The 12,250-nt window shown below is 69.8% G+C and carries 15 protein-coding genes; 3 read left to right on the forward strand and 12 right to left on the reverse strand.

Going from position 1 to position 12,250, the window contains the following annotated elements:
- Window positions 1–22 precede the first annotated feature (22 nt).
- Window positions 23–337, forward strand: a complete 315-nt coding sequence (locus AB0M67_RS18455; protein ID WP_365746591.1) for a hypothetical protein — start codon at window positions 23–25, stop codon at window positions 335–337.
- 190 nt (window positions 338–527) lie between these two features.
- Here the strand turns inward: AB0M67_RS18455 and AB0M67_RS18460 are convergent, their stop codons facing one another.
- From AB0M67_RS18460 to AB0M67_RS18475, 4 genes are all read right to left on the reverse strand, one after another.
- Window positions 528–1,439 carry an RNA ligase family protein gene (locus AB0M67_RS18460; RefSeq protein WP_365746593.1) on the reverse strand — a complete coding sequence of 304 codons (912 nt, stop codon included), beginning with the start codon at window positions 1,437–1,439 and terminating at the stop codon, window positions 528–530.
- 56 nt (window positions 1,440–1,495) lie between these two features.
- Complete coding sequence (locus AB0M67_RS18465; RefSeq protein WP_365746595.1) at window positions 1,496–2,155, reverse strand: lysophospholipid acyltransferase family protein; 660 nt, start codon at window positions 2,153–2,155, stop codon at window positions 1,496–1,498.
- A 108-nt stretch (window positions 2,156–2,263) separates the two neighbouring features.
- Window positions 2,264–2,632 (reverse strand): fic family toxin-antitoxin system, toxin component, encoded by a 369-nt coding sequence (locus AB0M67_RS18470; RefSeq protein ID WP_365746597.1) that lies wholly within the window; start codon window positions 2,630–2,632, stop codon window positions 2,264–2,266.
- 14 nt (window positions 2,633–2,646) lie between these two features.
- Window positions 2,647–2,871, reverse strand: a complete 225-nt coding sequence (locus AB0M67_RS18475; RefSeq protein WP_365746599.1) for a hypothetical protein — start codon at window positions 2,869–2,871, stop codon at window positions 2,647–2,649.
- Window positions 2,872–3,156: 285 nt separating this feature from the next.
- On the opposite strand from AB0M67_RS18475, the gene AB0M67_RS18480 reads away from it, so the two are divergent.
- The gene (locus AB0M67_RS18480) at window positions 3,157–3,987 is read left to right on the forward strand and encodes a TniQ family protein (RefSeq protein ID WP_365746600.1); all 831 of its coding nucleotides are present in this window, start codon (window positions 3,157–3,159) and stop codon (window positions 3,985–3,987) included.
- Here AB0M67_RS18480 and AB0M67_RS18485 read toward each other — a convergent pair.
- The 7 genes from AB0M67_RS18485 to AB0M67_RS18515 form a co-directional block, all read right to left on the reverse strand.
- Window positions 3,984–4,628, reverse strand: a complete 645-nt coding sequence (locus tag AB0M67_RS18485) for a hypothetical protein (RefSeq protein WP_365746602.1) — start codon at window positions 4,626–4,628, stop codon at window positions 3,984–3,986. The two genes, AB0M67_RS18480 and AB0M67_RS18485, sit on opposite strands and share 4 nt — an antisense overlap.
- A gap of 146 nt (window positions 4,629–4,774) precedes the next feature.
- Window positions 4,775–5,092: a hypothetical protein gene (locus tag AB0M67_RS18490; protein ID WP_365746604.1), complete on the reverse strand. Its 318-nt coding sequence runs from the start codon at window positions 5,090–5,092 to the stop codon at window positions 4,775–4,777.
- Window positions 5,093–5,131: 39 nt separating this feature from the next.
- Window positions 5,132–6,001 (reverse strand): DciA family protein, encoded by an 870-nt coding sequence (locus tag AB0M67_RS18495; protein ID WP_365746606.1) that lies wholly within the window; start codon window positions 5,999–6,001, stop codon window positions 5,132–5,134.
- The gene (locus tag AB0M67_RS18500; protein ID WP_365746608.1) at window positions 5,998–7,314 is read right to left on the reverse strand and encodes a helix-turn-helix domain-containing protein; all 1,317 of its coding nucleotides are present in this window, start codon (window positions 7,312–7,314) and stop codon (window positions 5,998–6,000) included. The genes AB0M67_RS18495 and AB0M67_RS18500 overlap by 4 nt, the downstream gene beginning before the upstream one ends.
- A 139-nt stretch (window positions 7,315–7,453) precedes the next feature.
- Window positions 7,454–7,837, reverse strand: a complete 384-nt coding sequence (locus tag AB0M67_RS18505; protein ID WP_365746610.1) for a hypothetical protein — start codon at window positions 7,835–7,837, stop codon at window positions 7,454–7,456.
- Window positions 7,837–8,676, reverse strand: coding sequence for a sortase (locus AB0M67_RS18510; RefSeq protein ID WP_365746612.1), 840 nt, complete (start codon window positions 8,674–8,676; stop codon window positions 7,837–7,839). The genes AB0M67_RS18505 and AB0M67_RS18510 overlap by 1 nt, the downstream gene beginning before the upstream one ends.
- 115 nt (window positions 8,677–8,791) lie before the next feature.
- Window positions 8,792–10,039, reverse strand: coding sequence for a prealbumin-like fold domain-containing protein (locus AB0M67_RS18515; protein WP_365746614.1), 1,248 nt, complete (start codon window positions 10,037–10,039; stop codon window positions 8,792–8,794).
- A gap of 301 nt (window positions 10,040–10,340) precedes the next feature.
- On the opposite strand from AB0M67_RS18515, the gene AB0M67_RS18520 reads away from it, so the two are divergent.
- Window positions 10,341–11,222, forward strand: coding sequence for a helix-turn-helix transcriptional regulator (locus AB0M67_RS18520; RefSeq protein ID WP_365746615.1), 882 nt, complete (start codon window positions 10,341–10,343; stop codon window positions 11,220–11,222).
- A gap of 287 nt (window positions 11,223–11,509) precedes the next feature.
- Here the strand turns inward: AB0M67_RS18520 and AB0M67_RS18525 are convergent, their stop codons facing one another.
- Entirely contained in the window at window positions 11,510–12,139 is a 630-nt protein-coding gene (locus tag AB0M67_RS18525; RefSeq protein ID WP_365746618.1) for an HAD-IA family hydrolase, read from the reverse strand.
- Window positions 12,140–12,250 lie beyond the last annotated feature (111 nt).

A 12,250-nucleotide genomic window follows, 5' to 3' on the forward strand; every position in this document is an offset into this window, starting at 1 on the left:
CCCGCCGCGTTACGCTCCGGGCATGACGGGCCCGTCGCGCCACACCGACCCTGACTCGGAGCACGGTCTGTGCGGGATCTGCCCCGCACTGAGACTGCCGCGCGAGCGCTTCGTGATCTACGACCGTCCGTGCCGGGAGGCGCCGTTCAATCCGGCCGACGGCCATCGCTACACCCACGCTGGGGAGCCGGTCTGCGTTCATCCGGACAAGATCGGTCTCGTGCCCGACCGCGCCGCCGCGCCGTACGAGGTTGCGCCCCTCCCCCCGAAGGCCGCCCACCCGGGCCGCTGGTGGTGGCCTGCTTCCAGGCGCCGGGCCGACGGCCGGAAGCTGTAGCTCGACGCGATCGCGCGTCAGCCGGTTGAACCGCAGCACGGCGTGAAATGCACGTCCGGGGGTTCACCGCCGGACGGGCGGATGCCGTCGAGAGCGGTGCGCGCCGGCCGCGGTCGATGTACAGCGCACCTCGGCGTCAGTGCCCGTCAGCGGTCCCGGTTTTCCCGCCGGAGCGTCGCCGCCGGCCGCCTCATCCGTCTTCACTTCGGATTCGGACGAAGCGAGTGGTTGCATGACGGCCCGTACCTCTTTGGACCTCTGCCCGCGGGCCCTCGACGACGGCGTGCACGACCAGACCATCGGTGGTGCGCGTCGCCGCGCCGAGCCGTCCGGTGACCGCTTCAGCCACGAGTCGTGCTTGCAGTGGGGCCAGCCGCGGTGAGGTGATCGTGCATGTTCCGTCGTCCAGCTCGACGACGACCGCGTGCGGTCGCGCGACGGGCCCCACGATGCCCAGGATGCGGACATCAGCCGTCTCTGCGTGCCGCCACTTGAGCCAGGCCAAACCGCGATCCGGTCGGTACGGCGAGTCGAGTCGCTTCGCCACGATGCCCTCAACTCCCACGGAGGTGAGGGACGTGGCCATGTGCAGGGCCTCGGCGCGGTCCTCGGTCGTGATCACCTGCTGGACGTACGGAGCCGTGTCCTGCAACTGGTCGAGCAGGTACCGCCAGCGCTCAGCGAACGGAAGGTTGCGGATGTCCCTTGCCCCGCCTGCGGGAAGGGGAACGGCGAGGCAGTCGAAGGCGACGTAGACCAGCGTGGTGCCGGCTGCTCGCCGCCGGGCCTCGGTCGACAGGAGTTCGGTGAACGCCAGGCGGCCATGGGACCAGGCGCAGATCTCGCCGTCCAGGACGAGGCCGGGTGTCAGGACGCGGGTGAGGTCTGCGGCAAGTGAAGGGAAGTCGGGTGCCAGGTTGCGGTGGGAGCGGCTCTGGAGGACCGTCCGGCCGCCCAGCGCGAAGGCCACCGCGCGGAACCCGTCCATCTTGAGCGAGTACTGGACGGGGCGGGCGCGGAGGTCGTCCTCCCCCGGCAGCTCCCGCACGGCTGCGGGACGCATGACCTCGACGGGTGGGCGAAGGACGCTGTGGTCGGCCACAGCGCCAGCCTGCACCACGCCGCGTGCTCACGCACGCTTCGGGACGGCCCGGCCGGTCAGGCCGCGAGCGCGGCGGGTTCGCCCAGGCGCAGGGCGGCAGTGCGCCAGGCGGCGGTGACGGCCCGGTGCGCGGCCGCGCTGGCAGTCTCGATCCCAGCGGGCAACTGAAGGGGGGCACCGATGTGGACGTGAAGGCGAGGACGGCGTGCGGGCGCGGTGAGGAGTCCTGCGATCTGCTTCGTGCGGCGTCCGGAGGCGACTCGGCGGGCACCGGCCTGCCCGATCGGGATGATCGGCGCGCCGGAGGCCGCGGCGAGCCGGGCGGGGCCGCTGCGGAAAGCGCCGGGGGCGGCTTCGGCGGCATCCCGGCGGAGAGGAAGGCGGCCTTCGCCGTAGATGAGTACGTGCCGGCCAGCCTCCAGCGCTGCGGCAGCCTGTTCAAGCGCGTCGGCCGCGCGGGCGGTGCGGCGGTAGACGGGGACATGTCCGTCACGGTCCAAGAAGTACCGCAGGACAGGGATACGCCAGAGTCCGGCTGTGGCGAGGATGACGGGCTCGATGTCCATCCGCCGCAGGGCCGCCAGCACCACGCCGGGGTCAGCCAGTGATGTGTGGTTCGCGACGAGGATCCCGTGGGTCGGGACGGTAGTGAGATCGGTTGATGTCGTCAGGCGGCCGAGGGACGGAATGACGGTGGCGGCGACGCGGCTGAGCACGGGACTCCTGCGGTTCGGACGGTGAGGTGATCTTCATCGTCGCGCCGGAGACGCCCGGAGACCTGAGTGCAGATACTCACTTTTCCGCTGGCGGTGCCCAGGTCGGCGTCAGGTCCAGCTCTTGAGCGTCGCCGCGATCTGACGGACGTCTGCCGTGCCGGCAAGCGTCTGATCTACCAGGTCGCCGGCTACGTCGGTGGAGACCTTGGCGGTCATGCCGCAGAGCTGGAGGAAGCCGAAGGCGACGCTCAGGGCGAAGATCTCATTCGAATGCTCGAGGGCGGGGATACGCAGGAGACTTTGAAAGAGGGCTGCCGCCCGGTGGTGCGGAGCCGTGTATACCGGCTCGTCCATGATCGTGTCGCTGTGACGAGCGACGGCTGCGCCTATCGAGCCCCAGTCCGTGACGTCTGGTGCATCGTGCAGTCTCTGCTGGATGATCTCCAGGATCCAGGCGCGGTCGATCGTCAGCTGCACGGACAGTGCTCCACTCAGGCGGCCTGGGTGGCGACCGGGGCCGGACCGAAACGTCGGGCGAATCCTTCAGCGTGCTCCTCGATGCACGCCTTGGCGCCACCGAGAAAGAGACCGCGGTGCACGTTGGCCTCGATCATGGTGCCGATGTACGTCGCCGGGTCGACGTGCTCGGCCTCGGCGGCCCGCTGCACCGCGGCTGCCGTCTCATCGCTCAGTTCGACCTGGATTTCCTTCGCCATGCTGCCACGGTAGCGGGCCGCGGCAGGGAGGGGGAAGAAGACAGGGGTTCTTCCCCCTCCCGCGGGTTCGGGTTGCGGGTTCCGCGCGTGCTGTGCGCTCCCGGCGGCTACAATCCGCGCAGGGCAAATCGCGCTGCGCCCGTGTCCCGTCCCCGCGCCCACGCCGCCAGGGGACACAGAGACCAAGAGTCTGAGACTCGCGCTCGTAGATCGGCATGACGTGTTGGCCTCCATCGTCAGCCGCCGAGCGTGGGTCCGTCGGCTGGAAGAAGAGGATGCGACCTCATGACGAACCGCAGCAACCGCGAGCGCGACCGCGCGATCCGGAAGTACATGAAGGACCATCCCGGGATCTCTCTCGCCGAGGCCCGCCGCACGATTGCCCGGCGGGCGTGCGAGACGTCACCGACCCCGCAGCCCCTTCCCAATGTGGTGGAGCCGGCGCATGGCGAGTCCCTGAAGTCCTGGGTCGACCGCGTCGCGGCCCAGCACGGAATCCAGCGGCATGAGGCGATGGACGCGCTCGGGCTGGAGCCCGGTTCCTCGGTGACTGAACGTCTACGGGAGCTCGCGGGCGGCATGTCCGATCGCACGGTGGCACGGGTGGTCGCGGCTACCGGCCTGAGTGCCGATCGAGCCCGTGCGATGGCGGCCGTGCGCACCGAGCAGCCGGGCGTCGGGGGTGAGCCCGAGCCGACCGCGACCCGGCGCGAAGTCCTCGGCCCGGAGGAAGACGAGTCCACTGCGGCCTTCGCGCGCCAGCCGGGCACCCGAGGGGACAGCACGTCCCAGGGGGCGCCGGATCGTCTGAGCGCTGTCCTGGGGATGAGCCCCTCCGAGGCACGGACGTTCATGTCCATCGAAGCCGGCGGCCCGAAGACCATGCCTCGGAAGACGACGGGCACGATCGACCTGGCCGCCGGCCTTGCGCAGTGGGGCAACAGCGTGCTGCTGTTCGATCTCGACTCCCCTCGGCGGAGCCTGTCGGCCGGTTTCAGCACGGTCGTGGTCGACACTCCGTGGACGGATGCGCCGATGCCCGTCCCTCAGCCCGTGTGGGATCAGGCCCTGGCGGACCTCGGCCTGTCGGACGCTCCCGAGGAGCAGCGCGACTAACGTGTGTGAGCGTCTGCGGGTGCCGGGAGTCGGTAGATCTCCGACTCGCCGGCACCGTCGGCGGTCAGGCTGAGTGCCTCTCGGACGGTGTTCGTCCCGGGGCCCTTCATGCCGAGGCAGCGGGCTGCGAGTGCCTCGTCGAGGCCGGTGAGTGCATCGGTGCCGGAGGCTTCGTCGGACGGCGCGGCGAAGATGGAGAGACCACCGCCCCGTTTCGGAACGAGGTGCACCAGACCGGCTTCGAGCCATGGGGCTACGGCGTCGAGCGCGTCGGCCAGGACCTGCGAGGAGCGCAGGAGCCGCCGGGCGTCGGCCTGGGGCAGCGCGAATCCGACACGGCGGAGGACATCGTCCTCGCTCAGACCGTTGCGTACGTCGTCGGCCATGGCGGCTCCCAGCGCCTCCTTGGCATCGACGAAGGCTGAGGCTGCCGCGATCGATCGGTTCGCTTCACCCTGCCACCTCCATCCTGTCCGTGCGGCCAGCACATGTGCAGGCAGAGCGCCGCGGCGCCAGAGCTTCACGTAGCCGAGGTGTTCGGTGACGTGTTGCTCGTCGAGGCCCTCGAAGTCGGCGGCCGCGAGGTCCCTGAGGGCCCGGCGCAGGGCGAGCCGCTGAAGGAGGGTGGGTCTGCGGGTCACGCGTTCCTCGTCTCGTGCCGTGGTGAGTCGTGGCGGCTCATTCTCGCTGACTGTTCTGGGGTGTAACGGCCCTTGGGTGGTTCGGTGCCTGGGCGGGCGGCCAGCAGGTGGTCCGGCCGCCCGCGGTGGTGTCTGTTCGGTGCTGTTCAGGCGTCGGCGCCGGGCTGGGTGCCGGTTCGCTTGGGGTGTACGTCTCCGCCCGTCGTGGGCCGTTGCGGTTGCGGGATAGGAGTGTGGGGCAGAAGCCCGCGTCGGTTTGCGACTTGGACGGCGCGGATGCGGCGCAGGGAGCGGGGGACGTCCTGGACGCCCAGTCGCTGGTACGCCTCCGAGAGCCGGGAGCCGACCTGCGTCACGGTCGTGCCGAGCCTCTCCGCGACGACGGCAACGGCGGCGCCGTCGGAGGCGGCGTGCAGGACGGCGGCCTGGCGGGGGGTCAGGGGCATACGCGTGGGGCCGGGCATCGGAAGCCTTCTTTCTGTGTGAGGTGTGCTGTCTGCCGATCAGGTGGCTGGGGAGCTGAGCACCTTGCGGTCTCGGATGTGTTGCCGGGTTCGCAGGTACTCAGCTGGTGGTTCGTGGGCGGGCGGCGGATCGGGGGCTGGCGTGGGGTCGGGGGTGGTTCGGCTCGCGGCCATCGCGGCGCGGTAGCCGTCGCACCGGTCTTCTTCCGTCCGTACCGGTGCGGGCGCTGGTACGGCGCTCGGGGTCCGGTTGCGGAGCCCGGCGATGGCCTCGCGGTAACCGTTGCGCTGGTCATCGCGTGCAGGGGCCGGGGCGTTGTCGTCTCGGCGGGCGGGTGTGGCGCTGAGAGCAGCGCGGACCTGGCGGTATTCGTCGGTGGCGTACTGCCGCGGGCGGCCGGTCGGTTCGAGTGGCAGGGCGGGCTCCCCGGCGGGGGCGGAGTCGGTCCTGCGGTGGGGGCGGGATCCCGGTGCCAGGATCCGTATCTCGCGGACTGCTCCCTCGCCGACCTCAGCGTTGGCCTTGCGGATCAGCTCCGCGGCGATCAGCTGCCCTTGGAGCCGCCAGGCGGGCGACTCCGGCAGCAGGTCGAGCCGGCGGGTGGCGTCGTCGAACGCCACGGCCTGGAGGCGGTCGGCGACCTGTGGGGTCGCGATGGCTGACCAGCGGTCAATGACGGTGCCGCCTGCTGCCGGGGCTTCCCATCCGCGCTCGACCATCAGCCGCTCGAAGACGCTGGCCAGGCCCATGGGTTCGCGTCCGTCGCGTCGTGTGACGGCTGGGCGGCGTGCGGATTTGCGTTGGGCTCGGCCATGCTCGCCGCGCTTGGCGGCCTCCTTCTTCGCCGCGAGCAGTGCGATACGCGCGAGGTCGGCGCCGCGGGGCTCGTCGGGCTCCTGGTGGTTCATGCCAGCCCCCCGTGCAGGACCAGCCGGCCGGTGCCGGTGAGGCGCAGGAGCTGGTCGACGAGCCGGTTGCTGAACAGGCGGCGTGCGTAGTGCTCACCACATGCGGCGATGGTGGTGCGGATGAGGAGGGGGTCCTTCTGCGCGGCCGCGCGGAGGTCGATGACCTCGTCCCGTGTCAGTTGCTGGAGGTCGACAAGGCCGTCGTCGTCGACTTCGTACCCCGGGTGGTCTTCTTCGGGGGTCGTGCCGGCCTGGAGCTGGGAGAGCGCGGCGTCGACCTGGCGGGCGACGGCGCGGCTGGAGGGCGCCTGCCACTGGCCGTCCCATTCGGTGTGGCGGGCCTGCTCGGCTCGCCGGGAGTCCTGCCACCAGGTGACGATCGCGGCCCGGCGCTCGGGGGTGTTGTACAGCTCGGTGGCGCCGCGGAGCCGGGCGGCGAGGAAGCCCGACGGCCGGTGCACGCGGTGGGCGGCGTCTTCCTGGCCGACCACGGCCATGACCTCGATCGCGGTCCAGCCGGCGTCAGCGACATGCCGGACGATCCAGGCGATGCGCTGGGTGTTGGCCCGGGCGAGCCACGGGACTTGGGTGATGAGTTGGTGGGCGAGCTGGTATCGGCGGCCGACGGCGTTGAGTGAACGTTTCGTCTTGGCGGCCGGGACCTTCTTCGAGGCGGCTGAACTGTGCTTCCCGCTGGCGAGCTTGCTCTCAGAGGGAAGCGTAGAAGTACCGGTGGGAGAAGACGTAGAGCAACCGACCCCCATTGGGGTGCAAGCGCGAGGAGCCGAAACGGGGCGGGAGGCGGAGCGCTTGACCGGGCGGCGGACGGCTCGCCGGGCCATCCGGGCGAGCCGCTTCATGAGGGGCATACCTGCCGGATCGATGCCACGCAGGGCCCGGATGTACTGCTCGGAGGGGCCCGTGCGGGCGTGGACGTCCTCGTCGAACGCCGGAGGGATCGTGAGGGCGAACTCGCTGGCCTGACCGCCTTCGTCGGCTACGCGGGTGCCCTTCACGCGGTAGACGAGCAGGCCGACCTCGCGAAGAAGGCCGAGGTGGTACTGAATGGTCCGCTCGGACAGGCGCGTCATGCGCATGAGGTAGCCGATCCCGGGTCGGCACGGGTCCAGCTGCGAGAGGTGCCAGGCGACCAGGAGGGTCGACTCGTTGACGCTCTGGGGCCCATGGGAGCAGAGCGTGGTGAAGCCGGAGTATTTGTACGCCCAGTGGACGGCCTGCATCCACGAGTAGCCGTCGGTGGCGATGCGCCCCTTGGTCGTGGTGATCCACTGCTCGGACTCAGGGACGTTCATGGACGCGGGCTGGTCCGGGTCTCGGCCGGGCGAAGCGGGCGTAGGCACAGGGATTCCAGGGTGTGGTGGGTGTGCGAAGGAGACCCGGGGAGATGTCAGGTCTGAGGGAGGGCCGGCCAGCTGGCGCTGAGCCGGTGGGTCAGTCGAGCGAGAACGTCATCTGCTCGGGTTCGGGCTCCGGCTCGGTCCGGGTCCGGTCGCACGGTCCGCGGTGGGGGGCGCAGCTGGCCGGCAGTGCGGAGCTGCTGCCTGCGGGGCGCACCGTGATGCGGGCCGGAGTGTGGCCCGCCATGCGGGGGGCCGGGGGGTTCTTGGCGTCTTCGGCGACGATGCCGGCCAGGCGGCGGACGTTCTTGCTGCTGAGCTTGGTCATGATGCGGACCCGGTACTGAGAGAGGCCCTGCGTCAGGAGCTCCATGGCGATGAGCTCGGCTCTCGCCCTGTCGACGTTGTAGACCGGCCACGGGCGCGCCGGCTGGATGGTGACTTTCTCGGGTTCGGCCCCTGGGGCCTCGTCGGGCACTAGGCGCCCCCCTTGGAGGAAGTGAGGTCGGCCTCGACGATGACCCGCTTGGAGTGCCCAGTGGCCGGCCAGCACGTGACGAGGGTCAACTTGGCCTTCGTCGGTGAGGCGTCCGGCTTGCCGGGGACCTGGGCGATGACGCTGACGTCGGCGGGCGCGACGGTGTGCACACGCGTGACCGTGTAGGTGTAGGTGATGCGGTCGGAGGTGGTGACCGAGACGTCCGACCCTGTCTTGATCTTGTCGATGTTGCGGAAGGCGGGGTCTGCCACGCCGCTGCGGTGGCCGGCGAGGGCGTAGTTCCCGATGTCGCCGGGCTTCTCGGTACCGGGGAAGTGACCTATCCCGGCTCGCAGTTGCTTGTCGGTAACCCCGTCGTAGACGGGCTGCGCCCAGCCGTCGCCCAGCGCGGGAATCCGCAGGACCTCGTGCACGGAGCCCCCCGGCCCGGGGGCGCCGTCTCCGCCGACGGCGTGGTCGCCGGCGGCAGCGGGGTTGCTGCCGGACCAGGTGCTCAGAGCACGGTCCGCGGTGCTCCCGGCCATGGCGGTATTGTCCGATGCCGCGGTGTCTCCGGCAGGTGAGGTCAGAGGGTCGGGCTCGGTCTCCTGCGGCTGAGACGTTGCCGTCGCTCCCGTCGCGGCGGGCTTGGCGCCGGCCGGTTCGGACGTGCGAGTGGTGTCCTTCCCGCCGACGGTGAGGGACACCGTCACAACTGCGGCTGTCAGGACTGCTCCTGCCGCCGTCAGGGTGCGCAGGCGGATGCGGCGCTTGGTGCGCGGCGAAGAGACGTCTGCGTCGAAGTCGTCGGTGCTCTGGGAGTCGGGCGTGTGCGTCATGGTGCGTGCATCCAGCGTGAGAGGACGGCAAGAGGGCGGGGCCGGACGGGAGTTGGAAGCCGCCCGGGCCCCGCGCGGGTCCGCCGATGCGGACGAGCGGTGCAGCTGGTGAAGGTCAGACGCCGGTCTGGGGCAGCACGGGAATGGTGACGGGGCGGGGCTTGGGCTTCGCAGGCGCGGGGATCTTGATGTCCTTGACCGCGAGCTCAGCGGTCTTATCGGCGCTGACCGCGGCCGTCTGGTCGGGCGCGAGCTGGTAGCCCTCGACCGCCTTCACCTCGTGGACGGTGTACGAGCCGGGGGCCAGGTCCTTGACCTGCCACACGCCGTCGGCGTCGGTCTTGCCGTTGGCGACGGTCTTGCCGGCGGCGTCCTTGATATCGAAGGCGACGCCTCCGAGCGCCTTGCCGGTGTCGGCAGCCGTCTTGACGACCTTGATTCCGCCCTTGAGGGTGTCGACCTTGAACTGGGCCTGGGCCTCGGCGGTAGAGGTCCCGCCGGTGAGCACCATGCGTTGCGCCTTGGAGTTGTTCGGCGTGACGGCGCGCAGGGCGCTGCCGGGGAGGGACTTGGCGGTGGCCTTGAGGGTGGCGGTGCCCGTCTTGGCCGGCGTGATCGTCGCGGTGGCGACGCCATCGGCGTTCGTCGTGGCGGTAGCGGCGCCGGAGGCTGCACCGGTGAGGTCGAGATCCAGCTTCACTCCGGGGACCTTACGGCCGGCGGCGGAGGTGACGTCGAGGGTCACGGCGGTCTTCACACCGGGCTTCAGCGTGCCCTCGGACGGCTTGATGTTGACCTTGTACGGGCCGGCGAAGAGCGCCGCCTCGTTCATGTACCCGGTGGCCCACTTCTTGGCCTCCGGCGCGACGCCGGTGGAGGCCAGGCGCTCCAGTGCGCGCTTCCCGTCGGGCAGGGCGTAGGTGCTCCCGGCCTCAAGGTAGCTGTAAACGGCGGCGTCGACGGCCGCGGCCTGCGCGTCGTCGGTGGTGTTTCCGTACTTGGAGAGCACGTAGGCGGCGCGGGCGAGGTCCTGGTCGGAGGCCGGCTTTCCCGTCGCCTTCGAGGTCCAGGCCGTGAAGTTCTGAGGGGATCCGTACCCGTTGGCTGCGTCGGGCCCGGCGAGCTCCGGGTCTCCGCAGTACGCCAGGCCGTCGATGCCGGCCACCTTGTATGCGCCAATGTGCGACGTGTCCGGCTTGCCGGTGCTGTCCGAGATCAGGTATCCCGGGCCCCACTTGTCCGCAGCGGTCGCATTCGGCGCGAGCAGGATGCCCGCGCCCAGCGCCACCGCCGTGCCAAGCACAACCGGATACCGAAATTTGTGGTGGACATGCGAACCGACTGATTTTTCTGCAACACTCATGCGGATCTCCGTATCGGGGAAACCCACCGGACCCAACCATTCAGGTTCCTAGGCCATCATGTGGCTGGGTCCGGTGGACCCGCCCCTGGCAGGGACGGGCAAGTTCAGGCTTCGAGCAGTGTCTGACGGGTACGCATGGTGGGAAGCTGGCACCATAGAGCGACGCGGTGAAGCTGATCACCAGGCACGATACGGAAAGTTACGTTAGATATGGCAATGGATCAAGCCCATCTATTACAGTGCTTGAGATCGCCGTCTTAGTTGTCTAGACCACCTAGACCACCACCTCGCAGGAGTTCATGTGCCCCCACGCCAGTTCGACGGCCAGCGCGTGAAGCGTGTCCGGCGGGGCAAGGAACTCAGCCAGAAGCAGCTTGGCGAGAGGAACGGTGTCAGCGCCCCGGCTGTCGCACGGTGGGAGAGCGGCCAGGACTTCCCCAAGGGCGAGAAGCTCCCCGCGCTCGCGGCGTCGCTCGACCAGGCGCTGGATGTCCTCTTCCCTCACGAGGGCCCGGCGGACCTGCAGCTCCTACGCTGCGACGCCGGCCTGAGCGTGGCACAGGCCGCTGCGGTCCTCAACACCAGTCGCGTGCCAGTGAGCAACGCTGAATCCGGACGGCGTAGGCTCAACGACGCCTACGTGAAGCCTCTCGCGCATGCCTACGGGGTAACCGAAGCCGAGTTGCTAGCCGCGCAGGAGCAGTCGTTCGGGCTCCGCGCGTCGCGACCGTCCGCACTGGACACGCGGACCCCCGCACCACGCACGGTCGAGGAGAAGATCAACTACCTCCTGGAGTACGGGTACGTCGGCCAGACACCGCCCTCCGACGAAGAGATCGCACGGGCCGTCAACGAGCATGCCGGGATGACGATTGTCGCGGCCGGTGACATCCTCGCGCTCCGGACGGGTGCCGTCACCGACACTTCCGATGCAGTGCGGGCCGGGCTGGCCCATGCCCTCCAGGTCGACGTCGCCCTCTTCCAGGACGACGCCGAAGTGAACCCCGCGGCACGCGAGTTCCTGGAAGCTCTCCGCTTCTTCGGATCGATTCGCCGCAGGGAGATCCTCGGCCTGGCCGCCCGCGGCAACGCGACGGGCCTGTCAGCCGAAATGATGGCCAAGATCAACGAGGTCGTTGGAGAGCTGAAGCACAAGCTGCCGGACGTGCAAGGCGGAGAATGACGCCGCTCTTCCCGCACACGCCGGCATCGGCGCCAGTGGACGGCGGATCGTAGTGACCAGAGCCCAGCAGCGCCTTGCTCCGCGATGGGGCGGGCCGTCGCGAGGCGCCACGCGCCGCTCCGAGTTCTCGGGACGGCCCGACATTCTGAGGCGCCGTCGTCACGACTCCGGGACTCCGTCCCGAGGACGGCGACGGCTGCTCGGGCACAACGCCGAAGTCCTTCCGGCCCACTTCGGGCCGGAAGGACTTCGGCGTTGTGTGCTCGTAGGGCCCTTGGGGGCCACCGCTACCGGGCGTCAGTGAGCTCCACGCCGACCAGCTTCGAGAGCTGGGCGACCGTCTGCTTGGGGTCCGTCGCGTGCACGCCAGTGAAGCCGAGCGCTTCTGCCGCCTTGACATACGCCTCGGTGTCATCGACGAACACGCACTCTTCGGCGGTCAGCCCCAACCCCTTCGCCGCTATCTGGAAGAGGTCCGAGTCGGGCTTGCGCATCCGGTGGTGCTCGGAGATCACCACGCTGTGGTACAGCGCCTCCAGCTCGTAGCCGTCGTAAAGGTCCCAAGGGGCGAGTCCCACGGAGTTCGACAGGATGCCTACCTTGATCCCGGCCCGCTGCGCTGCCGCGGCGGCGGCGATCGTCAACGGCTCGGGGCGCAGGTCGGCGAAAATCCTGCCCATCAAGTTGTCCGGGGCAACCCCAAGCTTCACGGCCGCGGCCTCGTTCCACTCGGTCTGGCTGATCGCGCCGCGCTCCAGCTCACTGGTCAGCCGGACGCCCTCTTCGTCCTGGTACAGCGCCGCGATGCACGCGCCCTTCGGCAGTCCTTCGCGCTTCTCGAAAGCCAGCACTGCAGGCAGCAGCGGAGTGGTGAAAACCCCTCCGAAATCGAAGACGATACCTTTGAGTTGGGACATGCAGGAACTCCATCAATAAGAGGTTGGACGCCGCCCAGATCAGACAGCTTCTGTGCGTCGCATGCCAGAGTCGGCGGGGCTTACGGGGCGGGACAAGAGGCGCCGCCTACA

The sequence above is a fragment of the Streptomyces sp. NPDC051662 genome (assembly GCF_040681655.1).
GTDB lineage: Bacteria > Actinomycetota > Actinomycetes > Streptomycetales > Streptomycetaceae > Streptomyces.

Coding starts and splice junctions, on each gene's coding strand:
- AB0M67_RS18455 (WP_365746591.1), top strand. CDS start 23: ATGACGGGCCCGTCGCGCCACACCGACCCTGACTCGGAGCACGGTCTG.
- AB0M67_RS18475 (WP_365746599.1), bottom strand. CDS start 2,871: ATGGCGAAGGAAATCCAGGTCGAACTGAGCGATGAGACGGCAGCCGCG.
- AB0M67_RS18480 (WP_365746600.1), top strand. CDS start 3,157: ATGACGAACCGCAGCAACCGCGAGCGCGACCGCGCGATCCGGAAGTAC.
- AB0M67_RS18490 (WP_365746604.1), bottom strand. CDS start 5,092: ATGCCCGGCCCCACGCGTATGCCCCTGACCCCCCGCCAGGCCGCCGTC.
- AB0M67_RS18495 (WP_365746606.1), bottom strand. CDS start 6,001: ATGAACCACCAGGAGCCCGACGAGCCCCGCGGCGCCGACCTCGCGCGT.
- AB0M67_RS18500 (WP_365746608.1), bottom strand. CDS start 7,314: ATGAACGTCCCTGAGTCCGAGCAGTGGATCACCACGACCAAGGGGCGC.
- AB0M67_RS18510 (WP_365746612.1), bottom strand. CDS start 8,676: ATGACGCACACGCCCGACTCCCAGAGCACCGACGACTTCGACGCAGAC.
- AB0M67_RS18515 (WP_365746614.1), bottom strand. CDS start 10,039: ATGAGTGTTGCAGAAAAATCAGTCGGTTCGCATGTCCACCACAAATTT.
- AB0M67_RS18525 (WP_365746618.1), bottom strand. CDS start 12,139: ATGTCCCAACTCAAAGGTATCGTCTTCGATTTCGGAGGGGTTTTCACC.